At 33.7% G+C, this 19,176-nt stretch carries 19 protein-coding genes and 1 riboswitch; of the genes, 3 read left to right on the forward strand and 16 right to left on the reverse strand.

Features of this window, described 5'->3' with window-relative positions:
* The first annotated feature begins 131 nt into the window (after positions 1 to 131).
* Both KI369_RS04025 and KI369_RS04030 read left to right on the forward strand, forming a co-directional pair.
* The gene (locus tag KI369_RS04025; RefSeq protein ID WP_212955101.1) at positions 132 to 1,721 is read left to right on the forward strand and encodes an ATP-binding protein; all 1,590 of its coding nucleotides are present in this window, start codon (positions 132 to 134) and stop codon (positions 1,719 to 1,721) included.
* The gene (locus tag KI369_RS04030) at positions 1,699 to 2,304 is read left to right on the forward strand and encodes a response regulator transcription factor (protein WP_212955115.1); all 606 of its coding nucleotides are present in this window, start codon (positions 1,699 to 1,701) and stop codon (positions 2,302 to 2,304) included. The genes KI369_RS04025 and KI369_RS04030 overlap by 23 nt, the downstream gene beginning before the upstream one ends.
* A gap of 88 nt (positions 2,305 to 2,392) precedes the next feature.
* On the opposite strand, the gene mntA is transcribed toward KI369_RS04030, so the two are convergent.
* The 15 genes from mntA to KI369_RS04105 form a co-directional block, all read right to left on the reverse strand.
* Positions 2,393 to 3,328, reverse strand: a complete 936-nt coding sequence (mntA, locus tag KI369_RS04035; protein WP_212955102.1) for a metal ABC transporter substrate-binding protein — start codon at positions 3,326 to 3,328, stop codon at positions 2,393 to 2,395.
* Positions 3,329 to 3,345: 17 nt separating this feature from the next.
* Complete coding sequence (locus KI369_RS04040) at positions 3,346 to 4,212, reverse strand: metal ABC transporter permease (protein ID WP_212955103.1); 867 nt, start codon at positions 4,210 to 4,212, stop codon at positions 3,346 to 3,348.
* Entirely contained in the window at positions 4,209 to 4,958 is a 750-nt protein-coding gene (locus KI369_RS04045; protein WP_212955104.1) for a metal ABC transporter ATP-binding protein, read from the reverse strand. Before KI369_RS04045 ends, KI369_RS04040 begins: the two co-directional genes overlap by 4 nt.
* 290 nt (positions 4,959 to 5,248) lie before the next feature.
* Positions 5,249 to 5,848 carry a DJ-1/PfpI family protein gene (locus KI369_RS04050; RefSeq protein ID WP_212955105.1) on the reverse strand — a complete coding sequence of 200 codons (600 nt, stop codon included), beginning with the start codon at positions 5,846 to 5,848 and terminating at the stop codon, positions 5,249 to 5,251.
* Positions 5,849 to 5,903: 55 nt separating this feature from the next.
* Positions 5,904 to 6,887, reverse strand: coding sequence for a phosphotransferase enzyme family protein (locus KI369_RS04055; RefSeq protein WP_212955106.1), 984 nt, complete (start codon positions 6,885 to 6,887; stop codon positions 5,904 to 5,906).
* Between the two features lie 56 nt (positions 6,888 to 6,943).
* On the reverse strand, positions 6,944 to 7,774 hold the full coding sequence (locus KI369_RS04060) for a GNAT family N-acetyltransferase (protein ID WP_212955107.1): 831 nt from the start codon (positions 7,772 to 7,774) through the stop codon (positions 6,944 to 6,946).
* A 158-nt stretch (positions 7,775 to 7,932) separates the two neighbouring features.
* Entirely contained in the window at positions 7,933 to 8,337 is a 405-nt protein-coding gene (arsC, locus tag KI369_RS04065) for an arsenate reductase (thioredoxin) (protein ID WP_212955108.1), read from the reverse strand.
* Between the two features lie 20 nt (positions 8,338 to 8,357).
* Entirely contained in the window at positions 8,358 to 9,398 is a 1,041-nt protein-coding gene (gene arsB, locus KI369_RS04070) for an ACR3 family arsenite efflux transporter (protein ID WP_212955109.1), read from the reverse strand.
* 18 nt (positions 9,399 to 9,416) lie between these two features.
* The gene (locus tag KI369_RS04075; RefSeq protein ID WP_212955110.1) at positions 9,417 to 9,854 is read right to left on the reverse strand and encodes an ArsI/CadI family heavy metal resistance metalloenzyme; all 438 of its coding nucleotides are present in this window, start codon (positions 9,852 to 9,854) and stop codon (positions 9,417 to 9,419) included.
* A 60-nt stretch (positions 9,855 to 9,914) separates the two neighbouring features.
* Positions 9,915 to 10,241, reverse strand: a complete 327-nt coding sequence (arsR, locus tag KI369_RS04080; RefSeq protein WP_212955111.1) for an ArsR/SmtB family transcription factor — start codon at positions 10,239 to 10,241, stop codon at positions 9,915 to 9,917.
* A 499-nt stretch (positions 10,242 to 10,740) separates the two neighbouring features.
* On the reverse strand, positions 10,741 to 11,418 hold the full coding sequence (locus tag KI369_RS04085; protein ID WP_073525122.1) for a DUF1266 domain-containing protein: 678 nt from the start codon (positions 11,416 to 11,418) through the stop codon (positions 10,741 to 10,743).
* A 12-nt stretch (positions 11,419 to 11,430) separates the two neighbouring features.
* Positions 11,431 to 12,711 carry a J domain-containing protein gene (locus KI369_RS04090; RefSeq protein ID WP_212955112.1) on the reverse strand — a complete coding sequence of 427 codons (1,281 nt, stop codon included), beginning with the start codon at positions 12,709 to 12,711 and terminating at the stop codon, positions 11,431 to 11,433.
* Positions 12,711 to 14,411 (reverse strand): molecular chaperone HscC, encoded by a 1,701-nt coding sequence (gene hscC, locus KI369_RS04095; protein ID WP_000974589.1) that lies wholly within the window; start codon positions 14,409 to 14,411, stop codon positions 12,711 to 12,713. The genes KI369_RS04090 and hscC overlap by 1 nt, the downstream gene beginning before the upstream one ends.
* A 375-nt stretch (positions 14,412 to 14,786) precedes the next feature.
* Positions 14,787 to 16,037: an MDR family MFS transporter gene (locus KI369_RS04100; protein ID WP_000871754.1), complete on the reverse strand. Its 1,251-nt coding sequence runs from the start codon at positions 16,035 to 16,037 to the stop codon at positions 14,787 to 14,789.
* 214 nt (positions 16,038 to 16,251) lie between these two features.
* The gene (locus tag KI369_RS04105) at positions 16,252 to 17,016 is read right to left on the reverse strand and encodes an SDR family oxidoreductase (protein WP_212955113.1); all 765 of its coding nucleotides are present in this window, start codon (positions 17,014 to 17,016) and stop codon (positions 16,252 to 16,254) included.
* A gap of 168 nt (positions 17,017 to 17,184) precedes the next feature.
* On the opposite strand from KI369_RS04105, the gene KI369_RS04110 reads away from it, so the two are divergent.
* Entirely contained in the window at positions 17,185 to 17,625 is a 441-nt protein-coding gene (locus tag KI369_RS04110) for an Lrp/AsnC family transcriptional regulator (protein WP_001181721.1), read from the forward strand.
* Positions 17,626 to 17,794: 169 nt separating this feature from the next.
* Here KI369_RS04110 and KI369_RS04115 read toward each other — a convergent pair whose 3' ends face one another.
* Positions 17,795 to 19,000 (reverse strand): M20 family metallopeptidase, encoded by a 1,206-nt coding sequence (locus KI369_RS04115; RefSeq protein WP_212955114.1) that lies wholly within the window; start codon positions 18,998 to 19,000, stop codon positions 17,795 to 17,797.
* 88 nt (positions 19,001 to 19,088) lie between these two features.
* A riboswitch (SAM riboswitch) is annotated at positions 19,089 to 19,176 on the reverse strand. This riboswitch is flagged as partial in the annotation.

Below are 19,176 nucleotides of genomic sequence, written 5' to 3' on the forward strand. Positions count from 1 at the left end.
TTTGTTAACAAAAAGAGCATGTTATAAAATTATATTTAACAAGAAAAAGTAAAAAACTATAGATAAAGCTGATGATAAATAAAAAAACATCAGCTTTATCTGTATGTAATCTAACAAAGGTAAGTGAGTTTATGAAAAAGTACTATGAACAAAAACAAATTTTAATATTAATTAATCAACTTTGTATGATTATTTTTTTATGCTATGAATTTTCAACGAATAATATTATAGGAACAGCAAAATTACTCCCTTTACTGCTTATAACGATCATATCCATTTATGGATCATATATTAGTTTTATCAACTTAAAAAACAATACTCTATTATCACAGTTTTCTAGTTTACTACTTTTTACTTCTTGGCAGTTTTTACTTACACTGAATGACAACCAGATTTTTCGCACATTCAGTACACTACTGAGTGTATTCATTCTATATAAAATCGTGCAATTTATACTCCTATTCTTTTTCCAAGATTCTATTTATAGTTATAAAAAAGAAAAAGATTGGATTTTACGAATTACATGTTTACTAACATTAGGCGCATATTTAATAAACGATAGAGTATTTTCTGTTTTATTTTCATTTCAATGGTTTATTAGTTTGAGTTGGATTATTTTTCTATTCCTACAACATCACAAACGAATACAATTTGTTTTTAAAAGTGAAAAAAAGTATTTACTTACATCTACTGCAATTCTTATCTTTCCCTTTATTGTATATGTTACGTTATTTGGGAAGAGTCCCGAATATGTAAATAATTTAGGATGGTACATAATAATTCTGTTCCCCCTATTTAGTATTCATACAATAGCTTTTAAAAATCATATATATATGAAACAATATTTCCCCTTAAAAAAAGGTGCAATTGCTTTTATGTTTTTATGCATTTTTATTTTTATAAGTGCACTTGGGTTACTATTTCGATTCAATATGATTACTTATTTCATTTTTATACATACAATTATTTGGTTCGTTCAGCTTTATTTCACATTATTATTTCAAGACACAAAAAACACTATCTCAAATTTGAATACAAAAATATTAAAAACTTTGCCAGACAGTTCGTATGTTCATAACTTAGTACAAATCGTAAAAGAAGAACAATTAAAAAGTGGATTTTCTAATTATTTACATGATGAAATACTACAAGACATATTGGCTGTTAAAAATATGATGAACAAATCTGACAAAAAAGAAATTCATGACATGATCGTAGCGACACTGGACAACTTAAGTCATACAATACGCATTGAAATGCAAGAGTATCATCCAACTCTATTAAAAACACTTACATTAAAAGAAAATTATCTTAATCTACTCAAAATGATACAAAAAAAATATGAAATGAAACATGTTAATATATCCTTTACGTGTAATGACGACTTGTTTTTAGTAGAGCCCTATCAGCTTGTCGTATATCGAATTTTAAAAGAACTAGTAACGAATGCATTTAAACATTCAAATTGTTCACAGATACATGTAGATTTAACACAAAAAAATGGTGAAATAAAACTTATTGTGAAAGATGATGGTAAAGGTTTAACAACTACCGAAGCAGACATACTAAATGGTCATAAAGGATTGAATTCAATTAAAGAACAACTACTTTTATTAAATGGTGAAATGACCATTTCAAATAGTAATTCTTCTGGTTTATGCATTACCATTTTTATTCCGATGAAAGGAGACGATTCCTATAAACATTTTATTAATAGATGATCACGCTTTGTTTGCAAAAAGCTTGGAAATAGCCTTAGAAGATTATCCTGAAATAGATGCCTTTCACTCATTACAAAATATCGAAAATGTCATTACAATGATCAAACAATTTAAACCAGATATTATCTTATTAGATATTAATTTAAGCAATATCAGTAGTGAAGATGGTTTGGAAGTAGCTAAAATGATTTTGGATAGTAAATGTAATACAAAAATAGTTATATTAACCGGTTATGATTTACCTGTTTACCAGTATGAAGCTCAGAAACTAGGTGTAAGTGGTTTCATCAATAAAAATATTTTACCTGAAGTATTGGTGCAAATATTAAATGACATTAATAAAGGCGCATTGCATTTTCCAACCTCTACTGAAATAATTGAAGAATTAACTCATAGTGAGAAACAAATTTTACAATTACTATGTGATGGCTATAAGCGTAAAGAAATTGCTTCCATGCTATACGCTAGCGAACGTACAATCTCTAATCACATTCAACACGTATTTGATAAATTAAATGTTTCCTCTTCTTTAGAAGCGGTCACAAAGGGAATAAAGTTAGGTTATATTCAGCCTAATTATTAATAAAACATGATACATAAAAGAAGAGCCAATTCACATGAGTTGGCTCTATCTTTTCATATAAAATTTCAATAGTTGCACTAGATAGATTTTATTTCTGTAACCCATTAATAATGGTATCTGTATTGCATTTCATCATTTTCAAATACGTATCTCCATCCTCACCTGATTTACCTAGTGAATCTGTAAAAATTGTACCTGCAATTGGTACGTTTGTTTCTTTTGAAACAGTTTCCATACTACGTCGATCTACACTTGTTTCGACAAATAAACCCGGAACTTTGTTTGTTTGAATTAAACTTACGACATCTCTAATTTGATCTGGCGTACCTTGATTTTCTGAGTTGATTTCCCAAATGTATCCCGTCTTAATTCCATATGCTTTTCCAAAATATTTAAATGCACCTTCACTAGAAATTAAGAAACGTTTTTCCTCTGGGATTTGATGAATTCTATTCACTGTTTCATCGTGCAACTTTTGAAGTTCCGCTACATACTTGTCGGCATTTTTAGTATAGAACTCTTTATTTTTAGGATCTTCTTTAATTAATGCTTTCTTCACATTTTCAGCATATACAATACCGTTTTTCATATTCATCCATGCATGTGGGTCTGGTTCTTTTTCTAATCCTTTTGTTTCTAAATAAATAGCTTCTACACCTTCACTTACTTTATAAACAGGTGCATCTTTCTCTGATTTATTTGCCGTTTTTAATAGTTTTTTAAACCATGCTCCGCCCTCTTCTAAGTTTAACCCATTGTAAAACACCATATCTGCATCTGTCATTTTCATAACATCTTTTGGTAGTGGATCATATTCATGTGGGTTAGCTCCAATTGGAACAAGACTATGAATCTCAACTTTATCTCCACCAATTTGCTTCACCATATCGTATATAATGGAGTATGTTGTTACAGCTTTTAATTTTCCACTACCCTCTTCTTTTCCATTTGTGTTACTAGAACACGCTGTTAATGCAAATACGAAAATACAAATTACCGATAATAAAATATTTTTTAATTTCATCATTATCCTCCTATCAATTATGACAACTCTGCTCTATTTTTTCTAATTTTAATAGCTCTCCAAAACAAACCTTGTGACGGTGAGAAAAAAAATGCCAATGCGAACAAGAATGTTGCAACGAGAACGATTGTTGCACCTGAAGCAAGATTATACGAGAAACTAAAATATAACCCTACTACAGATGAAAGTGCACCAATACCTGCAGCTAAATAAATCATGACCCATAGACGATTTGTTAATAAATACGCTGTAGCCGCTGGTGTAATAAGCATAGCGACAACTAAAATAATTCCTACAGTTTGAAGCGATGCTACTGTAACCATTGTAAGTAAAATCATTAAGCCATAATGAATCCATTTGTTCGGTAATCCATAGCTTTGCGCCATCGTTGGATCAAAAGTGGATACGAGTAATTCTTTGTAAAACAACATCACAAGCCCAATAATGACTACTCCGATAATAAGTGTCATCCACATATCAGAAGAACGAACTGATAGGACATTTCCGAATAAAATATGATACAAATCCGAACTACTCTTCATAAAGGTAATTAAAATAATCCCTATAGCGAAAACAGATGTAAACATAATCCCTATCGCCATATCATGTTTAATACGACTATTTTGACTTACAAATCCGATTCCAACTGCAGTAATAACTCCTGTTAAAACCGCCCCTATAAAATAGTTCATACCAATCATATAAGAAAGGGCTACGCCTGGAAGAACAGCATGTGAAATGGCATCTCCCATTAAAGCCATACCTCGTAAAATAATAAAACAGCCAATTACGCCGCAAATAACTCCTACCATAACGGAAGTTAATAACGCTTTCTGCAGAAAACCGTACTGCATTAATGCATCTATAAATTCTACAATCTTCATGATGAATGTACCTCCGCTGCATTATTAAACAATATGCCGTGATTTACATACGCTTTTGACATAACAGTTGGTTCTAATACTTGCCTTACTTCTCCGTAATGAATTAAGCTCTTATTCAATAATAGTAATTTATCAAAATAGGACTCTGCTTTACTTAGGTCGTGATGTACAACAACAATTGTTTTTCCTTCTTTACGTAATTCTCTAAGAATTTTAATAATTGTCTCTTCACTTGTTACATCAATTCCAACAAACGGTTCATCTAAGAAAAATATCTCCGCCTTTTGTGCTAATGCTCTCGCTAAAAAGACACGTTGTTGTTGTCCACCTGAAAGCTCACCAATTTGGCGATTTTTAAACTCTTCCATGCCGACCTTTTTTAAACATTCAAATGCCCAATCTCGATGCTCTTTCTTCGGTCTTTTCATCATCCCTAAAGATGGATACGTTCCGATTAGCACCACATCTAAAACTGTAATCGGGAAATCCCAATCGATATCACTTCTTTGTGGTACATAAGCAACATACTTTCTAGCACTTCGAATATCCTCCCCAAGAACTTGAACATATCCCTTATCACTTGGAATTAGATTTAAAACAGCTTTCATTAAAGTAGATTTCCCCGCACCGTTTGGACCAATAATTCCAACGAGCTTCCCTTTTTCAATTTCAAAAGAAACATTTTGAACTACTTGATTCCCTTGATAAGATACAAACAAATCTTTGACAATTATAGCCTCAACCATTTTTTATGCATTCCCCTTTCTTTTTTTCGTCTATATAATTATTTTGCGCTAAGGCAACTTTTAAACAAAAAAATATACAGCGAATGTCCATCCGCATTTAAGTTTCCTAAGGGAAACTTTTTTATATGAGTCAAATTATATAAGCTAGACGCAAATTTGTAAACTAAATTTTACTAATTTATAAATATATAATGAAAATAATTATCAATGTGGAACAAAATATATTATCTATTTTATGATTTTTAAAAAAAGATATTACTGTGAAAAATAAGCAATATAATATAATTAAATTACTCCCAAACAACACCCCGCCGCTCATATTCCATTCTATATTCAACAGCAGCTGCAATTTTAGAACTTGCGAACTTTTCCGTAATCCAAAGTCCCAAATCAATTCCTGAAGTAACTCCTCTTGCAGTAATGATATCGCCTTGATCCACAATTCTGTAAGGAAGAAGTTCTGCTCCATATTTACTCATTTCACTCTGCGCCAAATGATGCATCGTCGCCTTTTTACCATTCAATATACCTGAGGCTGCTAGCAGCATACCTCCTGTACAAACTCCCGCAACAATCGTTCCTTCATTGTGCATCTCTTTAATCATTTCAGTCAAAGTACCAAGCTCTGCTTGCTTGCGTGCCCCATGCTTTGCTTTATGATTCCAGCCGCCACCAGGTACAATTAACAAATCTGGACGATTATCCATTCGTAAAAAATCATGTAATTTAACTGTAACTCCAAACGAAGTAGTAACTTCTTGTTTTTGTTCACTTGAAACGAATTCAACCGTAAATGGAGCTCCTTCTTCTATTGCTCTTTTCAGTACTTCAAAAGGTGCAAAAGAGACGAGCTCTCCGAATCCATCAAACAATACAATTTGTATTTTCATTTTTAGAACACCTCATATGGTTTCTTATTTGAATCCCAAATTAGGAGAATACATGTTATATACAAATTAATAATGAAGATAGTCTTTCTCCCCTCACTCTATAAACTTCCAAATGTTCTTCTAATTCCCTCTCATCACTTATTACACTTAGCGTTTTCTTCACAAAATTCCAATTCAAACTACCGGATAGCCAAAGTAATGAAGAAAGTCTTTCATAATCATTTAAAGTTAAAATATTATGAGCCTTATACCCTTCTAAAAATGCACTAGCAACACTTGAACTGACTTCATGTGATTGTATTCCTTCCGTTCGAGAATACCATTTTAGTAAAAAAGCTAATCCTTCCATACGATCAACATATCCAATCGATTCAAAATCTACAATTCCTTTTACCTGTTGATTTGAGTCCCATAAAACATTCAAAGGATTTAAATCTGTTTGTACGATAAACTCTAATTCACTCGTATATGCGCACTTTATATGATATTTAGCAAGATCTATATACTCCCGTAATTCTTTACATGCGCTTGCCTTACTTTCTAACATATGAATAAACTGGGCATACCCATCCAAGTGAGATTTCTTTTGAAAAATCGAGCTTTGAAATGCGCAAGAAATATCATGGATCTTTCTCGCTTCCTTTCCGAAGGCTTTTGCGATAGCTTCTGTACAATGTGTAATATGTTCTCCTTCAATCCAATTAGACAATACAAATCGGTATTGTTCACCATTCCAAGTAACAATCATAAATGAATCTCCTGCCCTATTCTTGTTCATTTGCATAAAAGGAATTCCATGCTTGCGTAAATAATACGTAAAGCGTACTTGCTCTATTAGTTGTTCGTTTGATAACGCCCCAAAGGCTGGATTGATTGTTCGCTTGCTATTTATAAACCTTGCGGAATACCGCTTTCCATTTACCCTAATTTTATAGTGTAAATCTGGATTCCAACTATCATTATGTAATTCTTCTTCCACTGCTAGTGAATGAATTTCTTCAAAATAATTTATTAATATGTCTTTTATTATGTGTTTCATTCTATTCTCCTTACATGTAACAACCCTCGATGATAGGTTTGTAAAATACACTTAATTTAATCAAAAGAAAAATAATATCCTACGTAATTAAACACATTTGTAAAGCCTACATTTTCTACGACGGCCACAGAAGGTTTATTTAATTCCATACAGTCCCAATATGGAATGATATTATTCTCCAAACACTCTTTTACGAAACTATGAGCTATCGTTTGAGCTAATTTTCTCCCCTGATGCTCCTCTATTGTTTCAATATCTATACAGTGTATATTTTCAAATACAAATCCTGAAAAACAAACACTCACAATTAGATCACCATAAACAATGCAATAACCGATTCCTTCATTGAAAAAACAATCCGGTGAAGACCAAAACTCTAAAATTTTTGATTGTAAAAAATCAATGTTCTTAAATGTCTTATTATTATTTTCATAGAGAGCTTTACTCATTTTCAGCACAGTATATCCCTGTTCAAATTTAGGCTCATGATGATTTTCATAATCCTCTTTTCTTAGCATATACACTCTTTGATTCCAACTCTTTAAGTTACGGTGCTGAAATATTCTTTCGATTGTTTTATTCCACTTTGAATGATTCCCGATTCCTTCAAAGCAATCTAGTCCTGCTGTCCTCGCCTCAGGTACTATTACATGATTAATAAAACGATTCATTTCTTTATTAAACTCTTCATTTTCAGCATCTCCAATAAAGAAGAAGCCATCATTATTCCCTAACCAAATGAGTCCCGAATTAGGAGAAGTCTCGTTATCTACAAATATTCGACCAGGATTCACTCCCGTAATTACAGCTTTGACTTCTAATTGTCCGTGTTCATTTATTAAACTGCTACATTTATAAAAATCATTCTTACTTAATTCAGAAATCATAAGTTAAACCACCTTTCCGAAACCAATCTATTCTAACTTTATCATTTCATCAGAATATTCTCTATTTAATTTAGTATTTTTTGTAAATCAATGTAGTCGGCTTTATGTATAAAAAAAGCCAATCTCCTATGCAATAGAAGATTGACTCTTTTCTTTATTTACTCCCCTGTTTCAGAAAAGCACTTTATACGTTCACCAATTTCATCACGCACACGTTGAAATTCAGACCATTCTTTTCCTGCTGGATCATCAAATCCCCAGTGAACACGATTCACATGCGGCGGAGTAGATGGACAGACAGCATCTGCATGACTACAAAGCGTAACGACTAAATCAGCACTATTTAAAATGTTTGCATCAATTATATCTGATGTTTGATTTGTTATGTCGATATTTACTTCGTTCATTGCTTTAATTGCGTTTGGATTTACTCCATGTGCTTCGATTCCTGCAGAATAAACATTCCACTTATCTCCTAAATATTTCTTTCCCCATGCTTCTGCCATTTGGCTTCGGCATGAATTTCCTGTGCATAAAAAGTAAATTGTCTTTTTGTTTTCCATGTTGTTTTCCACCTTTGTTTTTAAGTTGATTGATCATTAAAATATTTTCGTTTAAACCAAAAAGCGACGTTTACAAGTGCAATCATGACAGGTACTTCAACTAAAGGACCGATAACAGCTGCAAATGCTGCGCCTGAATGAATACCAAACACACCAACTGCCACAGCAATCGCTAATTCAAAGTTATTACTACCTGCTGTAAATGCTAACGTTGTAGTCACCGGATAGTTTGCACCAATTTTTCTTCCCATAAAGAAAGAAACAAAAAACATCACAATAAAATAGATGAATAACGGAATCGCTATTCTTACTACATCTAGTGGCACGCTAACAATCATCTCCCCTTTTAAAGAAAACATAATGATGATTGTAAATAGCAATGCAATCAATGTAAGTGGACTAATCTTAGGTATAAACACCTTTTCATACCACTGTCTTCCTTTTAACTTAACTAGTACAAAGCGTGTCAACATACCTGCTATAAAAGGAATTCCCAAATAGATAAATACTGATTTTGCTACTTCTATCATTGTAATATCGACAATAGCACCTTCAATCCCTAACCATTCTGGAATTACGGTTACAAACAAGTATGCATAAACAGAGAAAAATAACATTTGAAATACCGAGTTAAAAGCCACTAAACCTGCCGCATACTCTTTATCCCCATCAGCAAGATCGTTCCAAACAATTACCATTGCAATGCAACGTGCCAATCCAATCATAATGAGACCAACCATGTATTCTGGCTTATCAGGAAGGAAAATAATTGCTAAAACAAACATAAGTACAGGTCCGATAATCCAGTTTTGTACTAAAGATAAAACCAACACTTTTACATCTTTAAATACTCGGCCCATTTCCTCATAGCGGACTTTCGCTAATGGTGGATACATCATTACAATTAAACCAACAGCAAGCGGGATAGACGTTGTTCCCACTTGTAATGTATTCAGTCCATCTACTACACTAGGAAACACAAACCCTAAACCAATCCCAACAGCCATCGCTAGAAAAATCCATAGTGTTAAATATCGGTCTAGAAAAGATAAACGTTTCATTTTATTTTCCATCTCCTATTAACAACAAGAATTTTTTTCTACTACGTTAGAAGTCGTGCAACAAGATGGATCTTCTATTTTTTGAACATCACTATGTGCTTTCGTATAAAAGAACTCCCACTCATTCCCATCAGGATCCGTTACCCAAAACTTATCTTGAACCGCATAGCAACAAGTCGTATCCATCTCATCACGCGCAAAGAAACCTTCTTTTTCTAATCGCTCTTTATGTAATGTAATTTCTTCAGCTGTCTCTACTTGGAAACCGAAATGATTCACCTGATTTCCTTTCACTTCATCTCGTACGTTCAGCGTAAAATTAAGTCCTGGCGTCTCTAATAAAAATTTTGCATAATCCGTTTTCACCTTAACTGGCGATACACCAAATACCTTTTCGTAAAATTCAATAGACTTCTCTAAATTCGTAACATTTATACCAACGTGAACATATCTCATACCTTATTCCTCCTCTTTACATGTTATTAATCAAGTTTTTTTGATTAATAGTGCAAAATTTTAACAACAGCTTCCTTTGCCTGTTTTTCTAAAGATACAGCACAATTCTTCTGATAATAAATTATTTACTTCCGCATCATTTAAATCATAATAACTCCACGTGCCCTTTGTTTCTTTTACAATTAAACCTGCGTCTAATAAAATCTTTAAATGATAGGACAACTTAGATTGCGTCATTTCAAAAATCTCTGTTAAATCACATACACACGTCTGGCCTCGCTGGCAAAGTTCATACATGATTTCTAAACGCTTCTGATCCGCCAACGCTTTAAATTTTTTCTCATAGAGCTTAAAATCTTGTGCCACTGTAGTTCCCTCTCCCTTCATCAACTTTTTTTGATGTTTATAGTATATACGCTAGTGCGTTCATTATGCAACTTATTAATCAAGTTTTTTTGATTAATATAACATTCTCTTCTTTCCCATAACAAAATTTAAAAGTTATCGAATAGTAAATGGAGATGAACTGCTTTCTATTAAACGCTTCATCCTTCTATTATCTCAGTCCCCTCTTTTCCCATCTTGTAGATAATATACTTGTAGTTCCTTAATAAGCAAATCATTGTATCTGAATGTATTTACATAATAGAAAAAATAGTACGTTATCCTTACTATGATTCTCATAAATAGGATAACGTACTATTTTTATACGAAATAAAGACCCTTTGAAGAACCTTCTCATTTCTCAATTGATTTAACATAAAGTTCTGTTATGGAACTAAAATTAGACCTTCAAACAACCATACTGCGCCTTCTTCATTTGGTAAAGTATTATTTATTAACAAATTTAATATAATCCGGTCTAGTATAAGGTTCACCTCAAAAATTATCCTTCCTTTAAATCTGTAAGGAGGTCATTCTTCCATGCAATTGTATTCAGATAAGAACCTCTAATTCTAAACATATCCAAGTTGTAACAAATATTGTATTTATTTTCGTTCGTGAATTTTATGTCCAATTTATTAAAGTGACTACCGATATGAAAAGCAAGAAAATACTCATGCCAATCTGAATAGGAGTTTTGAGCAAGTTTTGCCGCTTGTATCATATAATGCTCCGCTTCTTTTTTAGATAAATAACCTAATCTTTTACCAATTCGACTTAAACAAATACACCATGCATAATCAAATGCAGCAATCCCAGCATCAGGTAGCATGTGCAATGAGTAATTCACAACGTACATTTTTTCATCGTTTGATTGTCTTGGAAGTAATAGCTTTCGCTGTGCTTCTGAAAGAGGAGTTAATTGATTGTGCATAGTTTGAAATTCTTGGCGCGATCCTTCTTTTAATAGCCACTCAATCATTTCTTTTAATTGTTCCGGTTCGGTACAATCAAATCTTCGTAATTGTGCTTTCAAAAACTTTTTCCCAAGTATACGGTCTCTTATAAATGTAAATTCATATTTTGTAAAATAATGAATAAGAAGATAAGTATCCATACATATTGTAGACATGCATCGAAAATATTGTTCTACCTGTTTTTTCTTTCTTGAAACGAACACTTAAGCTCCTCCTTATATTTTGATTTTCAGTCTATAAAACTTCCATGCTTCCCAAACAACTGGAAGAAGAAGGATATATTTGAAAGGTAATCGCGTAATAATAGCAAGAATAAAAAATAAAATATACACCCAAGTACGCCTTAAAAACATGCCACTATACATCAATATCCAACCAAATACATAAGCCATTGTAAACCCTGGTTTATTTGGTTTCTTTCCCCTTTGTGCCATAAATGAATTGAAATATGAGAGAAACTCAACATGGTTTATATCTATTTGTAAAGCATCCTGCACTATTTTTTCAGCTTTCTCTATTTCTCCCACTTTTTCTAAACATTTTGTCATCCAGAGCATCGCATCCATATGCTCTGGATGGACAGAAAGAAGATGTTCACAATCTTTGATAGCATCATGAAATTGACCAAGATTATGCTGAATATGAGCACGATATAATAATGCATCTGGGTCATCTTTATCAATCAACAGAATATTGCTAAATGCTTGTAATGCCTTCTCCTTATTGTCTATACGTAAATAATAAATACCTTGCATACGTAATAATTCAGGGTCCCTTTGATACATTGCAAACGCGCGATCCAGTTCTTCTTTTACATCTTCTAATTCATCCGCTATCAGTTTCCTTTGTATTTCTTCTCGTATATAGAAATACAACTCAAAATCTAAATCAGCAGTTTTTTCAAAGATATCATAACGCATTTCTTTTTCGCCGCTAATTCTTTCTAATAAAAATTGAATTGTATTTTCTCCATATTCATTTACTAAATCATTTCTTTGCTCGCTGAATCGAAATACTTGATCGATTAATTCCCAAATCGAATGTGGGAAGTGATAATGATATAAGAAAAATTCAATTAACTGATCTTGTAGTGCTGCTGCATATTGAACATCCCATATCACATCTGAACGCAATATTTCCTCCCAATTCCCCTGCTCTATCCGTGCAAAGAAATTATCATAAAGCATCTCAACACTTTCCATGAATGTATAGACTGGATGTTCAGCAATTGTAGTAGTAGCAATTTCCGCATCACTATCAGTCCATGGAGAAAATACAAGTTCCCTATCAGAAGCATTCATTTCATCTATTTGAATCGACGGCTTATCTTTCATATTTTTCGCACTTTTCACTGCCTCGTCAAACGCTTCTCTTAATCTTTGATATCCTTCGGGGTCATCTTCTGGATGATGTATTTTCAGGAGTTTTGCATAAGCTTTTTTAATCACTGAAATATCGTCAGTAGGTTCAATCTCCAATGTATTCCAAATACTCATTAGCGATTTGCCCACCTTTCCATACTTTCAATATGTTCTTTTAATATACTGGAAGCTTCTTTAATCTTTTTATCATTTTGCGTTGTAAGCACGCTCTCAAATTGTTGCAGTAATATAGAAATCTTTTTGCGTTCATCACCAAGTAACTCTTCATAAAGCCTTTCGCACTTTGCAAGAAGAAGTCGATTTTCTTCTCTATCTCTCGGATGAATTTTAATATCTCTTAACTCTAAAAGTCTCTTTTCTATTTCTGCATCTGTAAGATTTCCAGCGTTTTGCTGTATGATCGTTCTTTTCTTTTCTCCAGTTGATGTACTTATTACCTCAACTTCAAGAATGCCATTAATGTCGTATGTATAACGAATATCAACCGACTCATTTCCAGCAGGAGCAGGAGGAATCTTAATTTTGAGCTCACCTAGTTTTAAATTATTTACTACCCTACGGTTTTCCCCTTGATAAACATCAATAGTTATAAATTGTTGTTTATCCTTTACTGTATATAGTCGCTCCACCTTACTTACAGGAATTGGTGTATTTCTCTCTATAATAGGGAAGAAGTACCCAGACTCTGACTTACCATCTCCAAATTCTTGAACAACACTTGTTCCTAAAGAATATGGACAGACATCGGTTAAAATCACTTCTTCTAAAGCCTTATTTCGTTCTTTTAAGGCAACTTGAATTGCAGCACCTAAAGCAACTGTTTCATCTGGATTTATATTTGCATAAGGCATACGCCCAAACATTTTAGAAATAACAGATTTCACAAGAGGCATTCGAGTAGCTCCACCAATTAAAATTACAGCATCTAAATCATTCGGGTTTAACGAAGCATCGCGAAGAGCACGTTCAATTGGATAACGAAGACGTAACAGTAGTGGCGTTACAATTTTTTCGAATTCCCCCCTATTTATACTCGTTTCATATGTTTGATTATGAATCACAACATTCATAGTCGCAGCTGATTCATTACACAAAGTAAGCTTACAACGTTCTGCTTGTGTATAAATTAATGATAATGTTTTTGAATCCAGTGAATCTGGATCTAGTTGATGCGATTCTAGGAAGAAGGTCATTAAACTTCTTGTGAAATCTTCACCACCAAGATAATTATCACCAGCAATAGATTTTACATCCATTATCCCTTCAAACAATTCCAAAATGGAAACATCAAAAGTTCCTCCACCTAAATCAAATACAAGAAATTTTGTTTCCGATTCTTCTTGGTATAAGCCATAAGCAATTGCCGCAGCCGTTGGTTCGCTAATAAGACGTTCTACTGTTAATCCTGCTATTTCCGCTGCACGTTTCGTTGACTTTCTCTGCGTATCGTTGAAATAGGCAGGGACACTAATTACAGCACCGGTAACCTCTTCATTTAAATACGCTTCTGCGTCTTGTTTCAAAGATTTAATAACAAAAGATGATAACTCTTCAGATGAAAAAGTATATGTACCCAGCTCATATTTTTTCTCTGTTCCTATAAAACGTTTAAAAGTTGCTGCTGTCAGTTGTGGATGAGTAATTAGTCGCTCTTTCGCAATACGCCCAACTAAAATTTCACCCGTTTCATCAACGCTAACTACCGATGGTGTGAGAAATTCACCTAAAACATTGGGAATAAGCGTTGCACCATCTTCCGACCATGTTGCTACTAAACTATTAGTTGTCCCTAAATCAATTCCAATTATCGCCATACTAATCCCCTCTCTTTTTACTATATTTTACTATACCATTATAAATAGGAAAAGTATGTAAGAAACTAATAATACTAAACTTTCATAATATAAAAAACCTATTTTAACGTAGTTAATTCCTTAACCTTCCTCCCGTTCTGTTCTCATAAAAAGCGAGGGTAACCGCTACTCGCTCAAATTTCATTTAAAAATAAACATATAAGGTACACTCTAAAAGCAATGTGTACGTTAAATCCCCTTCCTGAACTTTATCACTTCTACAAAATTACACATACAAAAACGCTATTCTCTCCTATGATTCAACGAAAAAAAATAGCGTTTTTAAATAGTATTTTATTAGCTTATTATTGATTTACAAGCTTCTTTACTAATTCATCATTCATTATGCATAGTTGTGTTTGAAATCATACGAAATACTTTCACATAGAAAACTGCACTAACAAGGGCACAAAGTAGTATAATTCCGAACACAACGCTTGGAGATAACCATGTAGAAAATACAATCATAATAGGTGCAATAAAGCGCCCGATGGTAAATTGTAAATTAGATGCTGCCATATATTGTCCTCTAGCATTTTCAGGTGCATATTTACTGACAAAACTATGTACAACTGGCGAACGAATCAATTCGCCAATTGTTAATATTGCCATAAACCCGAACAGTAGCCATATATTCGTTGTGAGCCCTATTAAAAACATACCCGTTCCAAATAAAACATTAGAGATAAGTAAAACGTTTCTGTCGCCCCAATTCTCAAAGTATTTTGCAACAGGTAGAGAACATAAAACAAATAAGATTCCATTCAATCCCATCATCCATCCGAAAATTTGAGTATTACTCAAAGAGAAAGAACCAGTATTCCATGAGAAAAGAGATTGAGTTGGTACAAATTCCTTTACATATAATGCAAGATAAAGATCTAACTGCATAAAAGCTATCATAATCAATACTCCAGCAACTATATAAAGAGAGAAAATTTTATCGCTAAAAATCTTTATATAATTATTCCATTGTTCTTTAAAGATTTTCGATATTTTGTTTTTGTGCCCATCATTTTTAGAAGCTTCGGGCAACGTTTCTCTAATTATGAAATAAATTGCTATAAAATAAATAAATGTAACAATTGTACAAGTCCATAACAATTCACTTCGATAATGAAAGAAGAAAAATGAACCTAACACCGGTCCAAATACAGCACCAATATTATTTGCTGTAACAAAAGTGGCAAAGACTACCCTTCTATCCTTTTCTGGCACTATATCAGCTATCATTGCAGAACTTGCTGGACTGTATATCGCCCCACTAATTCCAATACCGATATAGGCTAAATAATTAATCCAATGTGAATGCGATAAGGCAAAAACCGCAAACATTGCTACCTGTATAATGGTGCCTAAAAGCATGACCGGGCGGCGTCCTAATCGATCAGCTAAATATCCACCTAATAAATTACCTATTATGCCTACAAGCGGTATAATTGCCATTAAAACCCCACCGATAGTTTTACCAAAAGCATCACTATAGTATATTGCCATAAACGGAAAATACATCCAAAACAATGTGTTGAACATAGTTTCGCCAATCAATCTAGTTTTTAAATTTCTATCCCATGATAACCATTTCAACGTAATACATCCCCTATTTTAACTTGTCTATTATTTACTATGCGTTCGATAAACTGTCAGTCCAAAGAAAACATAATAACATAAAATGAATTTATTTTACAAATTAATATAGGAATCTAAACTTTGATTAAAATAAAATTCCTAGTTACTTATAAGAATATATTTTTTGGGATACCTCAATTCATTCGCTTAATAGCTATAGGCTGTTTTCCGTCTATAAACAAAACCCTCCAGAAACATCTAAAATTTGCCCTGTTACCCAGCGGCTATCAGAAGAAGCAAGGAATGCTACTGCATCTGCAATATCTTCAACTTGCCCTATTCGTCCGAATACAGATGAATTCGTAGCAAAACTTCGTATTTCTGGATTATCTAGCAATTTCGCATTTATATCTGTCTTCGTATATCCAGGCATAATTGTATTCACTGTTATACCTCTTTCTCCGAGGTGTTTAGCTAGAGGCAGTGTCATCGTATTTAGTGCACCTTTACTTAAACCGTATGCAATTGAGCCTGTAAAACCAAGTCGTACTTCAGCTGATGAAATGTTAATAATACGCCCTTCTGCTCGTAGTAATGGCAATGTTTGCTGAATTAAAAAGAACGGCGCCTTAATATTTACAGCCATAATTTCATCAAAAATTTCTTCTGTCGTATTTTCAATCGTCCCTTGTGTACCTATCCCTGCATTGTTTACTAAAATATCAATCTCTGATGCACCAACTCTTATTTGTAATTCATTCTTTAATTGTTCTACTAGCTTCTTGACACCATCAATTGAATTGAGTTCTGCTTCAATTAAGAATGCCTTTCCTCCATTAGATTCAATCTCACGAATTGTTTCATCTGCAGCTGCCTTATTTCGGCCGTAGTGAATCGCAACTAATGCACCGTCGTTTGCCAATCTCATCGCAATCGCACGACCAATACCGCGACTCGCCCCTGTTACTAACGCTACTTTCCCATCAAGATTCTTCATTTTTTCCATCCTTCCTAAATTTCCGTTTGATAAAAACCTATACTTATATTTTCATGTAAACACCAATCATTTTAAATATAAATTTATAGGTAATTCAATTCATTCGCTTATGATATTATAGTTATAATTCATGATTTACTTTAGAAAACAAAATAAGGAGGCTACACAATGCAAAACACAGTAAAACTGGATGAAATCGATCATAAGATTATGAACTTGTTGTATGAAAATGCGAGAATTTCCGTTTCAGAAATAGGCCGAATTATATCCATGACGCAACCTGCTGTAAAAGAACGTATTAATAAACTTGAAGATCAAGGAGTTATAGCGGCTTATCGAACAAAATTTGAGCCTTCCAAAATTAATAAAAACATTCAAGCATTCATCATGTTTAAAACGAGCCAATGCTCTGATTTTATCCAATATTGTAATGCCGCTCCTGAAGTAACAGATTTATATCGAATTAGCGGAGAGTTTAATTATATGATGAAGGTCATGAGCGACTCGATGGATTCTCTCGCTGCATTTTTAGACTCGTTAATGCAATTTGGATTATCATCTCCTTTAATTGTTTTAAAGAGTGAGTTTGAGGAAAAATTGTCGTTCTGATAAAGGGATACGTATTATCCCCCGTTAACAGTAAAAGATTTTCCTTTATGAGAAAAACCAACAAAATCAATGATTAGTAAACAAAAAAAGAACATTGATATTTCAATGTTCTTTTTTATATCTCTACTTATTAATTAGATTGTGCTTCGAAAAGAGCCCCTTAATCCCCTTATCCCTGATTTCTCTGCGCCTCTCTAAACTCCTCCTTCACCTTCTCTAACAACCCTTCTTCTGTAATTAATCGATACGCTGTATTTGCTAGTGCTTTTGCGGATGTAATTAACGCTTTATCTCCTAATTCTGAACGTGCTGCCTCTCTAAATTCATTCGTATGTGCAATTAAATCATCTGGACCTATTTTAATGTACGGATGGATTGTTGGTACGACTTGACTGACGTTTCCTGCGTCTGTTGAGCCGATGCCAAATCTTTCTTTACGATTTACGTCTTCGCCTTGTAATTCTAGTTCTTCGGCTACGACTTCGTTAAATGTTTTTGTTACGAGTAATTCATCGATCTCATTTTGGAATTGATGGATTTTTACTTTCGTACCTGTTGCTAGCGCTGCCCCTTGTGCGATGTTTTTCACTTTCTCTGTTACTTCCGCACATCTTTTTCGCGTTGCTGCACGAATGAAGAACCTTGCTGCGGCGTAGTCAGGAATAATGTTAGGTGCTTTTCCTCCTTCTGTAATAACGCCATGAATCTTCACATCTGACGGAAGTTGCTGACGAAGTGCATTAATACTGTTATACAGCTGAATAACCGCATCTAATGCGTTAATCCCTTCTTCAGGTGAAGCTGCAGCATGAGCTGTTTTTCCGTAAAAATGAAAATCAAGTGGATCAACTGCTAGTGAAGGACTCGTTGTTGCTGTTTTTCCGCTCGGATGAATCATAAGTGCCGCATCAATATCTTTAAATAAACCTGCTTTTACATAGCTCGCTTTCGCACTACCGTTTGGTCCTCCTTCTTCCGCCGGGGTACCGAACACAACCACTTCTCCGCCAATTTCTTCAAGCGTTTCTGATAATGCGATCGCTGCCGCAACGCTAATTGTGCCAATTAAATTGTGACCACACGCATGACCTAGCCCTGGTAAAGCGTCATACTCAGCTAAAAATGCGATAACTGGCCCTTGTTTTCCTGAACTTTTTCGCGCGATAAATCCTGTTTCATGTCCAGCTATATTATGTTGTAGTTGAAATCCTGCACTTCCTAGCAATAAACTCAACGTTCTTGATGCGTAAAACTCTTGGTTACCAATTTCCGGATTCGCATGAATATTATGACTTGTTTCTATGTACTTTTCCTTATTTCTTTCAATACTCTCTTCAATTGTTTTTCTTTGTGACGTTACTCCTGTCGCTCCCATTTTTCTTCCCCCTTATATTTTCACGTAAAAAAGCCTCTTTCTAAAAGATAGAAAGAGGCTTCTGCATATACAGTCAAAATGAGCTTCTTTCTTATCTTTCAAGTTACCTTGCTGGAATTGGCACAGTATTCATAACGAATCCGCTGCCGAGGTATCATAGGGCCAGTCCCTCCACC

Source organism: Bacillus sanguinis (assembly GCF_018332475.1).
In the GTDB taxonomy this organism is placed as follows: Bacteria; Bacillota; Bacilli; order Bacillales; family Bacillaceae_G; genus Bacillus_A; species Bacillus_A sanguinis.